The sequence below is a fragment of the Neorhizobium alkalisoli genome, assembly GCF_002968635.1.
Classification (GTDB): Bacteria; Pseudomonadota; Alphaproteobacteria; order Rhizobiales; family Rhizobiaceae; genus Neorhizobium; species Neorhizobium alkalisoli.
Genome location: NZ_PVBN01000001.1, coordinates 499648 through 514476 on the forward strand (window position 1 = coordinate 499648; position 14829 = coordinate 514476).

Annotated in this window: 13 protein-coding genes; 9 read left to right on the top strand and 4 right to left on the bottom strand. The window is 62.3% G+C overall.

Annotation, left to right across the window (positions count from 1 at the left end; genetic code table 11):
- Window positions 1-85: 85 nt before the first annotated feature.
- Window positions 86-1102, bottom strand: coding sequence for a polyprenyl synthetase family protein (locus tag C5L13_RS02380; protein ID WP_105381635.1), 1017 nt, complete (start codon window positions 1100-1102; stop codon window positions 86-88).
- 108 nt (window positions 1103-1210) lie between these two features.
- Here C5L13_RS02380 and C5L13_RS02385 point away from each other — a divergent pair, with 108 nt between their 5' ends.
- The 9 genes from C5L13_RS02385 (at window position 1211) to glyS (ending at window position 10812) form a co-directional block, all read left to right on the top strand.
- Window positions 1211-1435, top strand: coding sequence for a putative signal transducing protein (locus C5L13_RS02385; protein WP_105381636.1), 225 nt, complete (start codon window positions 1211-1213; stop codon window positions 1433-1435).
- Complete coding sequence (locus C5L13_RS02390) at window positions 1432-2232, top strand: tRNA1(Val) (adenine(37)-N6)-methyltransferase (RefSeq protein ID WP_105381637.1); 801 nt, start codon at window positions 1432-1434, stop codon at window positions 2230-2232. Before C5L13_RS02385 ends, C5L13_RS02390 begins: the two co-directional genes overlap by 4 nt.
- 121 nt (window positions 2233-2353) lie before the next feature.
- The gene (locus C5L13_RS02395; RefSeq protein WP_105381638.1) at window positions 2354-3220 is read left to right on the top strand and encodes a S49 family peptidase; all 867 of its coding nucleotides are present in this window, start codon (window positions 2354-2356) and stop codon (window positions 3218-3220) included.
- A gap of 25 nt (window positions 3221-3245) precedes the next feature.
- The gene (locus C5L13_RS02400) at window positions 3246-3437 is read left to right on the top strand and encodes a hypothetical protein (protein WP_105381639.1); all 192 of its coding nucleotides are present in this window, start codon (window positions 3246-3248) and stop codon (window positions 3435-3437) included.
- A 97-nt stretch (window positions 3438-3534) separates the two neighbouring features.
- A complete protein-coding gene (locus tag C5L13_RS02405; RefSeq protein ID WP_105381640.1) occupies window positions 3535-4488 on the top strand; it encodes a glycine--tRNA ligase subunit alpha in 954 nt (317 codons plus the stop codon).
- 98 nt (window positions 4489-4586) lie between these two features.
- Window positions 4587-5138: a LemA family protein gene (locus C5L13_RS02410; RefSeq protein WP_105381641.1), complete on the top strand. Its 552-nt coding sequence runs from the start codon at window positions 4587-4589 to the stop codon at window positions 5136-5138.
- A gap of 139 nt (window positions 5139-5277) precedes the next feature.
- Window positions 5278-6537 carry a 3-phosphoshikimate 1-carboxyvinyltransferase gene (locus C5L13_RS02415; protein WP_407070392.1) on the top strand — a complete coding sequence of 420 codons (1260 nt, stop codon included), beginning with the start codon at window positions 5278-5280 and terminating at the stop codon, window positions 6535-6537.
- Between the two features lie 40 nt (window positions 6538-6577).
- Window positions 6578-8503 carry a DUF2207 domain-containing protein gene (locus C5L13_RS02420; RefSeq protein WP_105381643.1) on the top strand — a complete coding sequence of 642 codons (1926 nt, stop codon included), beginning with the start codon at window positions 6578-6580 and terminating at the stop codon, window positions 8501-8503.
- An 89-nt stretch (window positions 8504-8592) separates the two neighbouring features.
- Window positions 8593-10812 (top strand): glycine--tRNA ligase subunit beta, encoded by a 2220-nt coding sequence (glyS, locus tag C5L13_RS02425; RefSeq protein ID WP_105381644.1) that lies wholly within the window; start codon window positions 8593-8595, stop codon window positions 10810-10812.
- Between the two features lie 60 nt (window positions 10813-10872).
- Here the strand turns inward: glyS and C5L13_RS02430 are convergent, their stop codons facing one another.
- The 3 genes from C5L13_RS02430 to purD all read right to left on the bottom strand — a co-directional run bounded on the left by C5L13_RS02430 (window position 10873) and on the right by purD (window position 14827).
- Window positions 10873-12708 carry a methyl-accepting chemotaxis protein gene (locus C5L13_RS02430; protein ID WP_105381645.1) on the bottom strand — a complete coding sequence of 612 codons (1836 nt, stop codon included), beginning with the start codon at window positions 12706-12708 and terminating at the stop codon, window positions 10873-10875.
- Window positions 12709-12955: 247 nt separating this feature from the next.
- Complete coding sequence (locus C5L13_RS02435; protein WP_105381646.1) at window positions 12956-13456, bottom strand: plant virulence effector HPE1-like domain-containing protein; 501 nt, start codon at window positions 13454-13456, stop codon at window positions 12956-12958.
- A gap of 99 nt (window positions 13457-13555) precedes the next feature.
- The gene (purD, locus tag C5L13_RS02440; protein WP_105381647.1) at window positions 13556-14827 is read right to left on the bottom strand and encodes a phosphoribosylamine--glycine ligase; all 1272 of its coding nucleotides are present in this window, start codon (window positions 14825-14827) and stop codon (window positions 13556-13558) included.
- Between the last annotated feature and the right edge of the window lie 2 nt (window positions 14828-14829).

The window sequence follows — 14829 nt, forward strand, 5'->3', positions numbered from 1 at the left end:
TGGCTTTTTTGAAGCAGGTCCGCAAGGAAATCTCCAGCGCCGCAACGGGCAGCGCCGGTCAAACCTTTGTGGATCGGTACTGTTTCTAGTTAACGCGCTGGATCGAAAAGTCGATGACTTCGAGAAGCGCGGCCTTGATCGGCGAGTGCGGCAACGGCGCCAGCGCGTCCCGCGCGATGGTGCCGTAGTGCAGAGCGCGGGCAATGGTATCGTTCAGCGCGCCGTATTTGTTCATCAGGCCGAGCGCTTTCTCCAGGTTCTCGGCGCTGCTTTCACCCTGCTCGATCGCCTGCCGCCAAAAGGCGCGCTCGCTTTCGGTGCCGCGGCGATAGGAGAGGATGACGGGCAGCGTGATCTTGCCTTCCCGGAAATCGTCGCCGACATTCTTGCCGAGATCGGCGGCCTTCCCGCCATAGTCCAGTGCGTCATCGACAAGCTGAAACGCCAGGCCGAGATTCATGCCGTAGGATTTGAGTGCGTTACGTCCCGCCTTGTCGGCATTGGCGATGATCGGGCCGACTTCAGCGGCCGCGGCGAAGAGAGCGGCGGTCTTGGCGCGGATGACGGAGAGATAGTCGTCTTCTGTCGTTTCCATGCTCTTGGCGACGGAAAGCTGCAGCACTTCGCCCTCGGCGATGACGGAGGCGGCGGTCGACAGCACGTCGAGCGCGTCGAGCGAACCGACCTCGACCATCATCTTGAAGGCCTGGCCCAGCAGAAAATCGCCGACCAGCACGCTTGCCTGATTGCCCCAGATCATCCGGGCGGTGGATCTGCCGCGGCGCAGATCGCTTTCGTCCACCACGTCGTCATGCAGCAGGGTCGCCGTGTGCATGAACTCGACGCTGGTCGCGAGCTTCACGTGGGCGTCGCCCTGGTAGCCGAACAGCGAAGCGGATGCGAGCGTCAGCATCGGCCGCAGCCGTTTGCCGCCGGACGAGATAAGATGATTGGCCACCTCGGGAATCATCTGCACGTCGGAGCCGGCCTTGGACAGGATCAATTGGTTGACCCGGTCCATGTCCACTTTGGTGAGATCCACCAGAGGCTTGACGGATGCGAGTTTGTTTTTGCCTTCTTCAAGCGGTATGACGACGCCCAACGATGAGGTCTCCCTAGCGAAATCTTTTGGGCGACAATAGAAAGAGGCGGATAGTGCGGCAAGCGCAAATCGTATGCTGTCTGATCTAATGGAGTTCAAAAAAGAGTCATGCTGGAGATTATTCGCACCAACGACGTCGTGATCCTGTCGCTGGCGCAAAGCCTGATGAAAGACGCAGGCATCCATTGCATGATCGCCGATCAGTCGATGAGCGTGCTGGAGGGCTCGCTCGGGCTGCTGCCGCGCCGCTTCCTGGTGGATGAGGAGAGGGTTGAGGAGGCGCGGCAGATTTTGAAGGATGCCGGGTTGGAGGCGGAGCTTCGGACTATATGACGGCATCGGCCTTTACCATCGACGCGTTTCATCGTGGCAAATTCCATGTGATGCAGCCGAGGGGCGGCGGACATCGCTCCGGCGTCGACGCGATGCTGCTCGCCTCTCTGGTGGCATCCGACAGGCCGGTCAAGGTCGCAGACCTCGGCTCCGGTGCCGGCGCCGCCGGGCTTGCCGTCGCCGCACGGCTCGCGGAAGCGAGGGTGCTGCTGGTCGAAAAGTCGCCGTTGATGGCCGATTATGCCCGCCGGACCCTTGCCCTGCCCGAAAACATTTCGGTGGTGGCGCGTGTCGAAGTCCTTGAAGCCGATGTGACATTGACAGGCAAGCCACGGGTGGTCGCCGGGCTCCCGGACGAGATCTTTGACCACGTCATCATGAATCCTCCCTTCAACGATGCCGCCGACCGCCGGACGCCGGATGCGTTGAAGGCCGAGGCCCATGCCATGACCGAAGGTCTGTTCGACGGCTGGATTCGCACAGCGGGGGCAATCATGAAACCCGGCGGGCAATTGTCCCTGATCGCCCGGCCGCAATCGATCGTGGAAATTGTCGAGGCCTGCGGCAAACGATTCGGTGGATTGGAGATGACCGCGCTCCATCCGCGCCCGGATGAAAGTGCCACGCGCATTTTGGTCACCGCCATCAAGGGCTCCCGCGCCCGACTGACATTGCGGGCGCCGCTCTTCGTGCACGGCGCGGACGGACACGCCTTCACCCCGTTCGTGGATGATCTCAACAACGGCCGTGCCGCCTATCGGCGAATAGGCCCGAAAAGAAATCTGCCGACGGCGTGAACTCTGGATCAGCGATGCGCGCATCGGCCGTTTTGCGCCCGGTTTTCGGGGCGCGGCCATTGTGTTTGCGAATCCGACACATACATGCTGTGGCAGGCCCAACGCGACAGAAGGAAGAGAAATGAGCGGGTTTTGGAATAGGCTGACGCCGAAGCGGTTCCGTAAGACTGGTGTGACGATCCCCGTCGTCCGCTTGCACGGGGCGATCATGGCCGGTGGCAGCCAGTTCAAGCAGCCCCTCAATCTCGCCGGCGTTGCACCGATGCTGGACAAGGCCTTCGCGAAGAAGGAGGCACCCGTCGTTGCCATTGCCATCAATTCGCCGGGCGGTTCGCCGGTGCAGTCCCGTCTGATCTTCCAGCGCATCCGGGCACTCGCCGAGGAAAAGGACAAGAAGGTGCTGATGTTCGTCGAAGACGTCGCGGCATCCGGGGGATACATGATCGCGCTCGCCGGTGACGAGATCTTTGCTGATCCGACTTCCATTGTCGGCTCGATCGGCGTTGTCTCCGGCGGCTTCGGCTTCCCTGAACTGCTCCGCAAGATCGGCATCGAACGCCGTGTCTATACCGCCGGCGAAAATAAGGTGATCCTCGATCCCTTCCAGCCGGAAAAGGAAGGCGATATCGAGTACCTGAAGGCGCTGCAACTCGAAATCCACCAGGTCTTCATCGACATGGTGAAGATGCGCCGCGGTGAAAGGCTGGCCGATGATGCGACGATCTTCTCCGGTCTCTTCTGGAGCGGCATACGCGGCGTTGACCTCGGTCTGGTCGATGGATTGGGCGACATGCGAGACGTGCTGAAACGTCGCTATGGCAAGGATGCCAGGCTGGAGCTGATCGGCAGTGCCCGCACGCTCTTCGGACGTCGGGTGCCGGGTGTGGTGTTTGGGGAAGGCAAGGCTGGCGAAATCGCCGCAGGGCTGACCACGGGACTTGCCGCCGGCCTCGAGGAAAAGGCATTGTGGAGCCGCTACGGCCTTTGAACGGCCGAAAACGCGAGAGGGGGAAATGGCGCAGCTTATATTCTTGATCATCCTGATCGGCGGTGGCTGGATGTTGTACAAAAAGTTCATCAAGGACGCCGAACGGCTTTCTCAGCGCTCCCGCCAGCACGAGAAGGAGCGCCGGACCGGCGCAGTCGGCACGCTGGAAAAAGATCCGGTGACGGGTGAATACCGGGTGAAGAGGGACGAGGAATAAGCGCAGAGCCGCGCGACGTCCCGGACCTTTAATCCTTGACCCGTGCCCCTCATGCGTGGCACTCGTCCGCATCCCTCCAACCGAACCTGATATCGCCATGACCGAGCTGCCCGACCATATGTCCCCGACCCGCTCCTTTCAGGGGCTGATCCTCGCGCTTCATAATTATTGGGCAGACAAGGGCTGCGCGGTGCTGCAGCCTTACGACATGGAAGTCGGCGCCGGGACCTTCCATCCGGCGACAACGCTGCGCGCCCTCGGGCCGAAGCCTTGGAAAGCAGCCTATGTGCAGCCTTCCCGGCGGCCGTCCGACGGCCGTTACGGCGAAAACCCGAACCGTCTGCAGCATTACTATCAGTATCAGGTCATCCTGAAGCCAAACCCGTCCAACCTGCAGGAGCTCTATCTCGGCTCGCTGAAGGCGATCGGGCTCGATCCGCTGCTGCATGACGTGCGGTTCGTCGAAGACGACTGGGAAAGCCCGACGCTTGGCGCCTGGGGTCTCGGCTGGGAATGCTGGTGCGACGGCATGGAGGTTTCGCAGTTCACCTATTTCCAGCAGGTCTGCGGCATCGAATGCTCACCGGTTGCGGGCGAGCTGACCTACGGCCTGGAGCGCCTCGCCATGTATGTCCAGGGCGTCGACAACGTCTACGACCTGAACTTCAACGGTCGCGAAGGCGAGGAAAAGATCTCCTATGGGGATGTTTTCCTGCAGGCGGAGCAGGAATATTCGCGCCATAACTTCGAATTCGCCGACACCGCCATGCTGCATCGCCATTTCATCGATGCTGAAAAGGAGTGCCAGGCTCTGCTCGCGGCAGGCGCTCCCGGCGCGAATGCCAATCAGATGCTGCACAAATGCGTCTTCCCGGCCTATGACCAGTGCATCAAGGCATCGCATGTCTTCAACCTGCTCGACGCACGCGGGGTGATTTCCGTGACCGAGCGCCAGAGCTATATCCTGCGCGTGCGCACGCTCGCCAAAGCCTGCGGCGAGGCATTCCTGCTGACGGAAGCCGGCGGCCTGAATTTCGGCAAGGCTGCCTGACCTGCCGGCTTTGGCCTTTTACCCGGCGGTTTGACGACCCCAGAGAAGTATGGCTAGTGTCCCCCGGAATTAAAGCGTCTCTGGGGGATTCTTAAGCAATGTATATTCTGCTCGGCATAGTCGTTCTCGTCGGCCTTTACGTCGTCATGCTCTACAACGGCCTGGTCAAATCTCGGCAGATGGCCGAAGAGGCATGGTCGGGCATTGACGTGCAGCTGAAGCGCCGCGCCGACCTGATCCCGAACCTCATCGAAACGGTAAAGGGCTACGCCGCCCACGAGAAGGGTACGTTCGAAGAGGTCGTCAAGCTGCGCAACCAGGCCCAGGCGATACCGGCCGGCGACGTGGCGGGCCGCGCCCAGGCGGAAGGGCTGCTCGGCCAGGCGCTCGGCAAGCTCGTCGCGCTGGCGGAAGCCTATCCGGACCTCAAGGCAAACCAGAACTTTTCCGAGTTGCAGGCCTCGCTGGAGACGATCGAAAGCGAGATTCAGATGTCTCGGCGTTACTATAACGGTGCCGCCCGCGACCTGAACGTCAAGGTCGAAAGCGTCCCCTCCAATCTGATTGCGGGCCAGTTCGGTTTTTCCAAGCGCGAATATTTCGAGATCACCAACGAAGCGGACCGCGCCGTGCCGGCCGTCAAGTTCTGAAATCGCCATTGGCCTTTCGGACGCAACGGTTTATGAGCGCGGTTGGCCGCGCTTTTGCGGCGTAAAATCAAATGTTGCGGCGTCTTTGCCGTGCCGAAGCGGCACGGCAGCGCTGCAGATGACGTAAGAGACGATCATCATGGGCAGAGCCAAACTCACCATCCTGCCGCCCGGCAAGCCGCTTTCCGGCCGCGCCATGCCGCCTGGATCGAAGTCGATCACCAACAGGGCGCTGCTCCTGGCAGGACTTGCGAAGGGTACGAGCCGTCTCACCGGCGCGCTGAAGAGCGACGACACCCGTTATATGGCAGAAGCACTGAGGGCCATGGGCGTGCAGGTGGATGAGCCGGATGCAACGACCTTCGTCGTCACTGGCACAGGCAGGCTTCTACCGCCGGCGGCCCCGCTTTTCCTCGGCAATGCCGGCACGGCAACCCGCTTCCTGACGGCGGCTGCCGCCCTGGTGGACGGCAAGGTCGTGGTCGACGGTGATGAACACATGCGCAAACGGCCGATCGGACCGCTGGTCGAGGCGCTCCGTTCGCTCGGCGTCGACGCGTCCACAGCAACCGACTGCCCTCCCGTGACGGTCAACGGCACCGGTCGGTTCGACGCGGATCGCGTTCGTATCGATGGCGGTCTGTCGAGCCAGTATGTTTCGGCGCTGCTGATGATGGCGGCCGGCGGAAATCGGCCGGTCGTCGTGGAACTGCTGGGCGAACATATCGGCGCGCTAGGCTATATCGATCTTACGGTGGCTGCGATGCGGGCTTTCGGCGCAAAGGTGGAGCGTACCAGCGCCGTGACGTGGCAGATCGAGCCGACAGGCTATCATGCGACCGATTTCGTCATCGAGCCGGATGCCTCTGCAGCCACCTATCTCTGGGCGGCGGAAGTGCTAACGGGGGGCGCGATCGATCTCGGCGTGCCGGCAGATGCCTTCACCCAGCCGGATGCCAAGGCCTACGATCTCATCTCGCAATTCCCGCATTTGCCCGCCGAGATCGACGGCTCGCAGATGCAGGATGCGGTCCCGACGCTGGCCGTGCTGGCCGCCTTCAACGAGACGCCGGTGCGGTTTACCGGCATCGCCAACCTGCGGGTCAAGGAATGCGATCGCGTGCGGGCACTTTCGCTCGGCCTCAACAATATCCGCGAGGGTCTGGCGACAGAGGAGGGGGACGATCTCCTCGTCGCGTCTGATCCATCGCTTGCAGGCCAGACCTTGCCGGCGGAGATCGACACTTTCGCCGATCATCGCATAGCCATGAGCTTTGCCCTGGCGGGGCTGAAGATCGGCGGCATCACCATCCTCGATCCCGACTGCGTCGCCAAGACCTTCCCGACCTATTGGGACGTGCTGGCTTCGCTGGGCGTGACTTACACCGACATCCAATAAACTGTGAAAATCGGCGGAGGCCGAGGGGAGATATGTCGTGATGCGGTGGTTCTCCGGTTTGTGGCTCTCGCTTCTCCTCGGCCTGTTCGCGGCATTGCCGGCACGGGCGGAGGAATATATCCGCGCCTATCATTCCGATGTTCAGATTGCCGCCGATGGCGGACTGACCGTCTCCGAAACGATCACCGTCAACGCGGAAGGCAACCGGATCCGGCGCGGCATCTTCCGCGATTTTCCGCTGACCATGCAGGACGCGGCGGGACGCACGGTGCGTGTCGGCTTCGATGTCGTATCGGTCACGCGCGACGGGCGGGACGAACCTCATCATACGGAAACGGTGGCCGGCGGCATCCGTATCTATGCGGGGTCGGAGGATGTGCTTCTTCGAGACGGTGAGCACACCTATGTCTTTACCTACAGGACCGACCGCCAAATCCGCTACTTCGACGACCATGACGAACTCTACTGGAACGTCACCGGCAATGGCTGGCAGTTCCGCATAGCGCAGGCTTCGGCGCGCGTGACGCTGCCGGGGGGCAGGGTAACTCAGACCGCGGCCTATACCGGTCCGCTCGGCTCCACCCAGCGCAACGCCCGCATGCAGGCAAACGGCAGCGAGGCGGCTTTTGCGACCACCCGCCCGCTCGGCGAACAGGAGGGCCTGACGATCGTCGTCGGCTTCTCCAAAGGCGTGGTCGCGCTGCCTTCAGCCGATCAGGAGCTCGACTGGTGGCTCCGCGACAACCTCAATGTCTTCCTGGGTGTCGGCGGATTGATCCTGGTCGTCGCCTATTACTCGGTGTTCTGGAATCGCATCGGTCGCGATCCGGCCGGCGGGGTCATGGTGCCGCGCTGGGATGCCCCGGACGGCCTTTCCCCCGCCCTCGTCAACTACATCGACAACAAGGGCTTTTCGGGCGGCGGCTGGACCGCCTTTTCGGCTGGCGTGCTCGATCTCGCGGTCAAGGGATATGTGGTGCTCGACGATCTTAAGGAGAAGATCGTTCTGCGCCGGACGGAGAAGGCCGTGCCGCGGGATCTGCCGATCGGTCAGGCCTCGATCCTCGGCTCCATCGGCGGCAAGGGCGGAAGCCTCGTCATTGACGAGGCGAACGGAACGACGGTCCAGTCGGTCGGCGCCGGCTTCCGCCAGGCGATCGAAAAGGAGCATCGCGGCAAATATTACAAGGCCAATACGGGTTATGTCATCGGTGGCTTGGCGCTCAGCCTGCTTGCAATCGGGGCCATACTCGTCTTCGGCAATATCGAGCCTGACATGATTGCCATCCTTGTCGCGCCGACCTTCTTTGCCGCCGTGTTCGGCGTCTTTGCCGTGAATTTTGGCAGGGCCATGAAGCGCAAGGGTACATTGGCCTCGAAATTCATGGCGATCCTGATGGTGGGCTTCTTCGGTCTGGTGGCGATTTCCACGCTCTCGGGCATCATTGTGGGGCTGGCCTCGGAACTGACCGGCAGCGAACATTGGCCGGTGCTGGCGGCGGTGGGCGGTATCGTTCTTGCCAACGTGATGTTCTTTTTCCTGATGGGCGCACCGACGCCGCTCGGCCGCAAGCTGATGGACGGTATCGAGGGCCTGCGCACCTATCTCACGCTTGCGGAAAAGGACCGCATGAACATGGCGGACGCACCGACCATGTCGCCGCAGCATTTCGAGAAGCTTCTGCCCTATGCGGTGGCACTCGGCGTGGAAAAGCCCTGGAGCCGCGCCTTCGAAGCCTGGCTCGCCACGGCGGCCGCAGGTGCTGCGGCGGCGTCCTATGCCCCTGGCTGGTACAGCGGCACTTCCCATTCGAGCTTCGGCGACCGCATCGGCGGCTTTGCCTCCTCCATGGCTTCCACCATCGCCTCGACCATTCCCGCACCCAAATCCTCCTCGTCCTCCTCCGGCTTTTCCGGCGGCTCCTCCGGCGGTGGCGGAGGCGGTGGCGGCGGAGGAGGGTGGTAAACCACTTTCCCCAATCCCCCTGATGACTTTTTGCGGTGGGCTTGCTAAGGCCACCCCCTGTTGAACAATCATCAAAAAGTTGATTATCGATGCCCGATCTGCTTCTCGAACTCCGCTCGGAGGAAATCCCGGCCCGCATGCAGCGCAAGGCGGCGGGGGATCTCAAAAAGCTCGTCACCGACGCGCTGGTGGAGGCGGGGCTGACCTATGAGGGTGCGCGCGAATATTGGACGCCGCGCCGGCTGACCCTCGATATCCGGGGCCTGACGGCGCGTTCCGCCGATCAGCGCGAGGAGATCAAGGGGCCGTCGACCAAAGCGCCGGAGCAGGCGGTTCAGGGGTTCCTGCGCAAGGCGGGTCTTTCGGACGTTTCCGAAGCGCAGATCGTCAACGATCCGAAGAAGGGCGATTTCTACGTCGCGGTCATTTCCAAGCCGGGCCGCCCCGCCGAACAGATCATCGCCGCGGCGATACCCGGCATCATCCGCAATTTCCCCTGGCCCAAGTCGATGCGCTGGGGTGCGGCTTCCATGCCGAAGGGCGCGCGGTTCTCCGGAGTCGAAGGCAAGGGATCGGAAAGCCTCCGCTGGGTTCGCCCCCTGCAATCGATCGTCTGCGTCTTCGGCCCGGAACACGAAGAGACGCAGGTCATCCCCTTCGAGATCGACGGGTTGGTCGCTGCCAATATCACCTACGGCCATCGTTTCCATGCGCCCGAGCCGATCACGGTGCGGCGCTTCGAGGACTATGTGGCGAGCCTCGAAAAGGCGAAGGTCATGCTGGATGCCGATCGCCGCAAGGACGTCATCCTGCACGATGCGCGCGACCTCGCCTTCGCCAACGGCCTCGATCTGGTGGAGGACGAGGGTCTCCTGGAAGAGGTCTCCGGTCTCGTCGAGTGGCCGCATGTGCTGATGGGCGAGTTCGAACAGGATTATCTCGAAATCCCGGCCGAAATCATTCGGCTCACCATCAAGACGAACCAGAAATGTTTCGTCACGCGGCCGCAAGGCGGCGAGGGCCTCTCGAACCGCTTCATCTTGGTTTCGAATATCGAGGCGAAGGACGGTGGCAAGGAGATCATCCACGGCAACGGAAAGGTGGTGCGCGCCCGTTTGTCGGACGCCAAGCATTTCTGGACCCGCGACCAGGGCAACCTTCCGGACCTCGAAACGCTGAAGGACTCGGCCGCGAAGTTCGGTCTTCATCTCGATAAACCGCTCGACCAGCGCATGGCGAAGCTCGACGCGCTGAACGTCACCTTCCACGCCAAGCTCGGCACGCAGGGTGAGCGCGTGGCCCGCATCCGCGCGCTGGCAGCGGAACTGGCCAAGGTCACCGGTGCCGATCCGGCGCTGGTGGACCGTGCCGCTGTGCTTGCCAAGGCGGACCTTCGCACCGAAGCGGTTGGCGAATTCCCCGAACTGCAGGGCCTGATGGGCCGCCGCTATGCCTTGCTCCAAGGCGAAGACGCGTCCGTCGCGTCTGCGATCGAGGATCACTGGAAACCGAACGGCCCGTCGGATCGCCTTCCGGAAGACAAGGTCGGGCTCACCGTGGCGCTCGCCGACAAGCTCGATACGCTCGTCGGCTTCTGGGCGATCGACGAAAAGCCGACGGGTTCGAAGGACCCGTTTGCGCTCCGCCGGGCCGCACTGGGCGTCGTGCGTATCCTGCTGGAGCGGAAGGTTCCGTTGAGTCTTTCGCAAACATTTGCGGCGGCGGATAACCCCGCCTTCTATGGAACGGCAGCCGCGAACCCGGAAGAAGTTTATGATCGCGCTTATAAGCCCGACCTCCTCTCCTTCTTCCACGACCGCCTCAAAGTCTATCTGCGTGACATGGGCGCGCGGCACGACATCATCGATGCGGTGCTTACGCCGGATGCAGACGACCTCTTGATGATCGCGCGCCGTGCGGAAGCGCTCACCGCTTTCATCACCTCGGAAGACGGCAAGAACCTGCTCGCCGGCACCAGGCGCGCCGTGCAGCTTCTCGCCGCCGAGGAGAAGAAGGGCACCGTGGTTGCCGATGGCGTGGCAGACGAACTGCTGCGGCTCGATGCGGAAAAGGCGCTCTGGTCGGCGATCCGGTCGGCATCGCAGGAAGCCTCGGACGCTATTGCCCAGGAAGATTTCCGCTCGGCCATGGAAGCACTCTCGAAGCTCCGTGCGCCCGTCGACCGGTTCTTCGAAGAGGTGCTGGTCAACGACGAGGATGCGGCGATCCGGGCCAACCGTCTGGCGCTTCTGAAAGCCATTCGTGAAGCAACGGCGACCGTTGCGGACTTCTCCAAGATCGTTTCGTAACAAAAAAAGACCGCCGGGCCTTCGCCCGACGGTCTCCGGTCCCCGGCCCCCGAGGGTCCGTTAGCTCGCCTTGCGCATCTTCTGCGCCGTGCGGTGGAGCGCGCCGCCGCCGCTGCCATGCCCGACGCGGAAGCTGCGGATCAGGCTCAGGAGCTCGTCCGTATCGGTCGCCAGTGCCTCGGCCGAAGCCGTGGTTTCTTCCGCCATCGCCGCATTGTGTTGGGTCGCAGCATCGAGCTGGTTCAGCGAGGATGAAATCGACCGTAGCGTCGTATCCTGCTCGGATGCGGAATGGGCGATCTTGCCGACGATCTCGCTCGCGTCCTTGACCTGGCTGGAGATGCGCTTCAGCGCCTCGCCGGCTTCGCCCACGAGACGGACGCCGTTCTGCACCTGACCGGAGGAGCGGGAAATCTGGTCCTTGATCTCCTTGGCGGCCGCTGCGGAACGCTGTGCAAGCTCGCGCACTTCCTGGGCAACCACGGCAAAGCCCTTGCCGGATTCGCCCGCGCGGGCGGCTTCGACACCGGCGTTGAGCGCCAGAAGGTTGGTCTGGAAGGCGATCTCGTCGATCACGCCGATGATCTTGGAAATCTCGCCCGACGAATGTTCGATACCCCCCATGGCTTCGATCGCCTGGGCGACGATCTGGTCGGAACGGGCAGCCTCGGTGCTGACCGAGCTGACGCGCTGTGACGCTTCATGGGCACCTTCCGCGGTATGACGCACGGCGACGGTCAGCTCGTCGAGGGCTGCGGAGGTTTCTTCGAGGTTGGCGGCCTGGCGTTCGGTGCGCTGCGAGAGTTCGTTGGAGGCGCGGCGGATTTCTTCCTTCGAACCGCTGATGTCGATGCCCTTCGCATTGACCTTCGCCATCGCTGCTTCGAGCTGGCCGAGCGCTTCGTTGAAGTTGTAGCGCAGCGTTTCGTAACGCGGTCCGAGATCGCCGCAGCGGATGGTAAGGTCGCCGGTGGCGAGAGCTTCCAGCGCCTCGCCGATGGCGGAAACGACCTGCGTCTGGGCTTTGGCGTCCTGCTGCTGCTGCCCGAGGTTGCGCTGGCGTTCCTGGTCCAGCTCCAGCTTCTGCTTCTCTTCCCGCTCCGCCATGGCCTGGCGCTCGCGGATCTTTTCCTGCAGGGCCTGGGTCGCTTTGGCCATCATGCCCACTTCGTTGGACATTTCGGTATGCGGGATGGCGATGCTCACATTCTCGTCGGCGACCGCTTCCAGCGCCGAATGCACCGCAGTCAGAGGCTTGGTGATGTTGCGGATGACGAGGATCGCGACGCCAAGGGCCGCAAGGAAGGCAATGAGCCCGAAGGAAATGACCTCCAGGATCGTCCGCTGGATCTTGGCTTCGAGGTCGTCCACGTAGACGCCGGTCGCAACCACCACATCCCAAGGCTGGAACGTCCGCGAATAGACGGCCTTTTTGTAGACGTCGTCAGCCGAAAGGCCGGGTTTTTCCCAATGATATTCGGTAATGCCGCCGCCCGCCTGTGCGTTGGCGACGATCTCTTCGCGAAAGAGCTTGCCCATCTTGTCGGGCTGGCCCTTCTGGGAGGTGCCGACATTCTTGGAGTTGAAGTGGAAGGTCATGACGATGTCTTTCGTCATGCCGAAAATATAGCCAGCCGGCTCGAACTTGATGGCGGCGACGGTGGCGTAAGCCTGCGTCTGCGCCTGTTCACGGGTCAGCTTGCCCGCCTTTTCCTGTTCATAATAGTTCTGAAGTATGGAGATCGCGGACTCCACCTGCGTGCGCAGCATGTCGTAGCGCTCGGCGTAGATCGAGGCGATCGAGGTCCGGATCTGGTAATAGGTGACGGTGGCGAAGGCCACCATAAGGACAGCCACCACGGTCAATAACTGATGGGAAATTTTTAGGTTCTTCATGTTCGCGCGCTTTCACCCGGCCGGGCTCCTGATGGAGCCGGAGCGGAGTATATGAACGGAGGGGGAGTGCGCTTCCTGCGCTGGTCACGTGCTCGCATCGCACGAGGCGACCATGCGTCGAAATGATTGAACAAATTTTAATTATCAGGCCAGGATCTGGCACTGGCGGAGAGCTACTGTTGCCGCAGCTTTTCGACCCTCGGCCATGTTCGATAGAGGGTGAGGCGGCCGACGGCTTCGGCTGCTATCAGCGCAGCCGAAGTTCGAATCCATCCAGCGAAAGAGGCTGGCTAGCCATAGCCGCCTGATCGATCTTTTGATCTGGCCCGATAACGGCGCCGGTCGTCGCTTCGATGTCGATGCCGTCCCTGGAGGCGTCGATCGTGGCGAGCTGCGTTTCGGTCGAGCCGCCGGCGCTGGTCTGGAGCGCGGCGATGGCCCTTTCTTCGGCCATCCACTCGGGAAGCTTGCTGACATGGATCACCGGCGAGCCGCCGAGCCAGGCTTCGGTACGGACGAGCTTCTTCTCGCCGTTGATATCGACGATTTCCATCTTCTGGGTGCCTTGCGCGAGTTCCGGCACCTTGTAGGCGGGTTCGTCCGCTTTCCGCGTAAGGTCCGGGCAGTCGGCGCAGCGTTTCTCGACAATGCTGGGGCTGGACGGATGCACACCGCCGACCGGCGTGATGGAAGATGCAAAAGCTGCACCGCTTGCAAACACGAGAGCCGTAGTCAGAACGAGACGCATAACCGGAATCCTTCCCTGATCGTCGGAAGGGTAGCGCGGTTTCCTTTCGATCCCGTCAGGACAATCGGTAAATTTTGAATGAATCCCGGAAGCGGCGGCTCAATTCTCTTCGCGCGCGACCGCCTGCCAGCCGATATCGCGACGGCAGAAACCGTTTTGCCATTCGGTCCGGTCGACCAGCGCATAGGCGCGCTCCTTGGCCTCGGCGACCGTTTTGCCTGTCGCCGTGACATTGAGGACCCGCCCGCCGGTCGCAACCAGCGCGCCATCCTTCAGCGCCGTGCCCGCATGGAAGATCTTCTCTCCGGCGGATGCCTGCGGCAGGTGCGTTATCGGCGTGTTCTTTTCGTAGGCGCCGGGATAGCCCTTCGACGCCATGACCACCGTCAGAGCCACCTGGTCGCTCCATTCCGCGGAGACCTTATCGAGTGTCCCGGTCGCGGCTGCGTACAGGAGATCAAGCAGATCGCTTTTCAGCCGCATCATCAAGACCTGGCATTCCGGATCGCCGAAGCGCACGTTGTATTCGATCAGCTCCGGCCCCTTTGCCGTGATCATCAGCCCAGCGAAAAAGACACCCGCGAACGGATAGCCGCTTTCGGCCATGCCGCGGATCGTCGGCTCGATGATCTCCTTCATCGTGCGGGACACCATGTCGGGCGTCATCACCGGTGCCGGCGAATAGGCGCCCATGCCGCCGGTATTCGGCCCGGTATCGCCGTCGCCCACCCGCTTGTGATCCTGGGCGGTTGCGAGCGCCAGCGCGGTCTTGCCATCGGACAGGCAGAAGAAGCTGGCCTCTTCGCCATCGAGAAAGGCTTCCACCACGACTTCGGCACCGGCTGCGCCGAATGCGCCGTCGAAGCAGTCGTCGATGGCGGCAAGCGCTTCGTCGACCGTCATGGCAACGGTGACGCCTTTGCCCGCCGCAAGGCCGTCCGCCTTGACCACGATCGGCGCGCCCTGTTCCTGCACATAGGCCTTGGCCTCGGCGGCATTCGAAAAGCGGCGGTAGGCGCCGGTCGGGATATCGTAGCGCGCGCAGAGATCCTTGGTGAAGCCCTTCGAGCCTTCAAGCTGCGCCGCCGCGGCCGATGGGCCGAAAACGACGATATTTTTTGCCCGTAAAGCATCCGAAAGACCCGAAACGAGCGGCGCCTCGGGACCGATCACAACCAGATCGATCTTCTTTTCCAGGCAGAAAGTTTCTACGGCCCGATGATCCTCGATGTCGATCGTCGCAAGCGTCGCATGTTCCGCAACGCCGGGATTGCCCGGGGCGGCATAGAGTTCGGTGAGTTTTGGGGATTGGGCAAGCTTCCAGGCCAGCGCATGCTCGCGTCCACCGGAACCGATCAAGAGAACCTTCATGT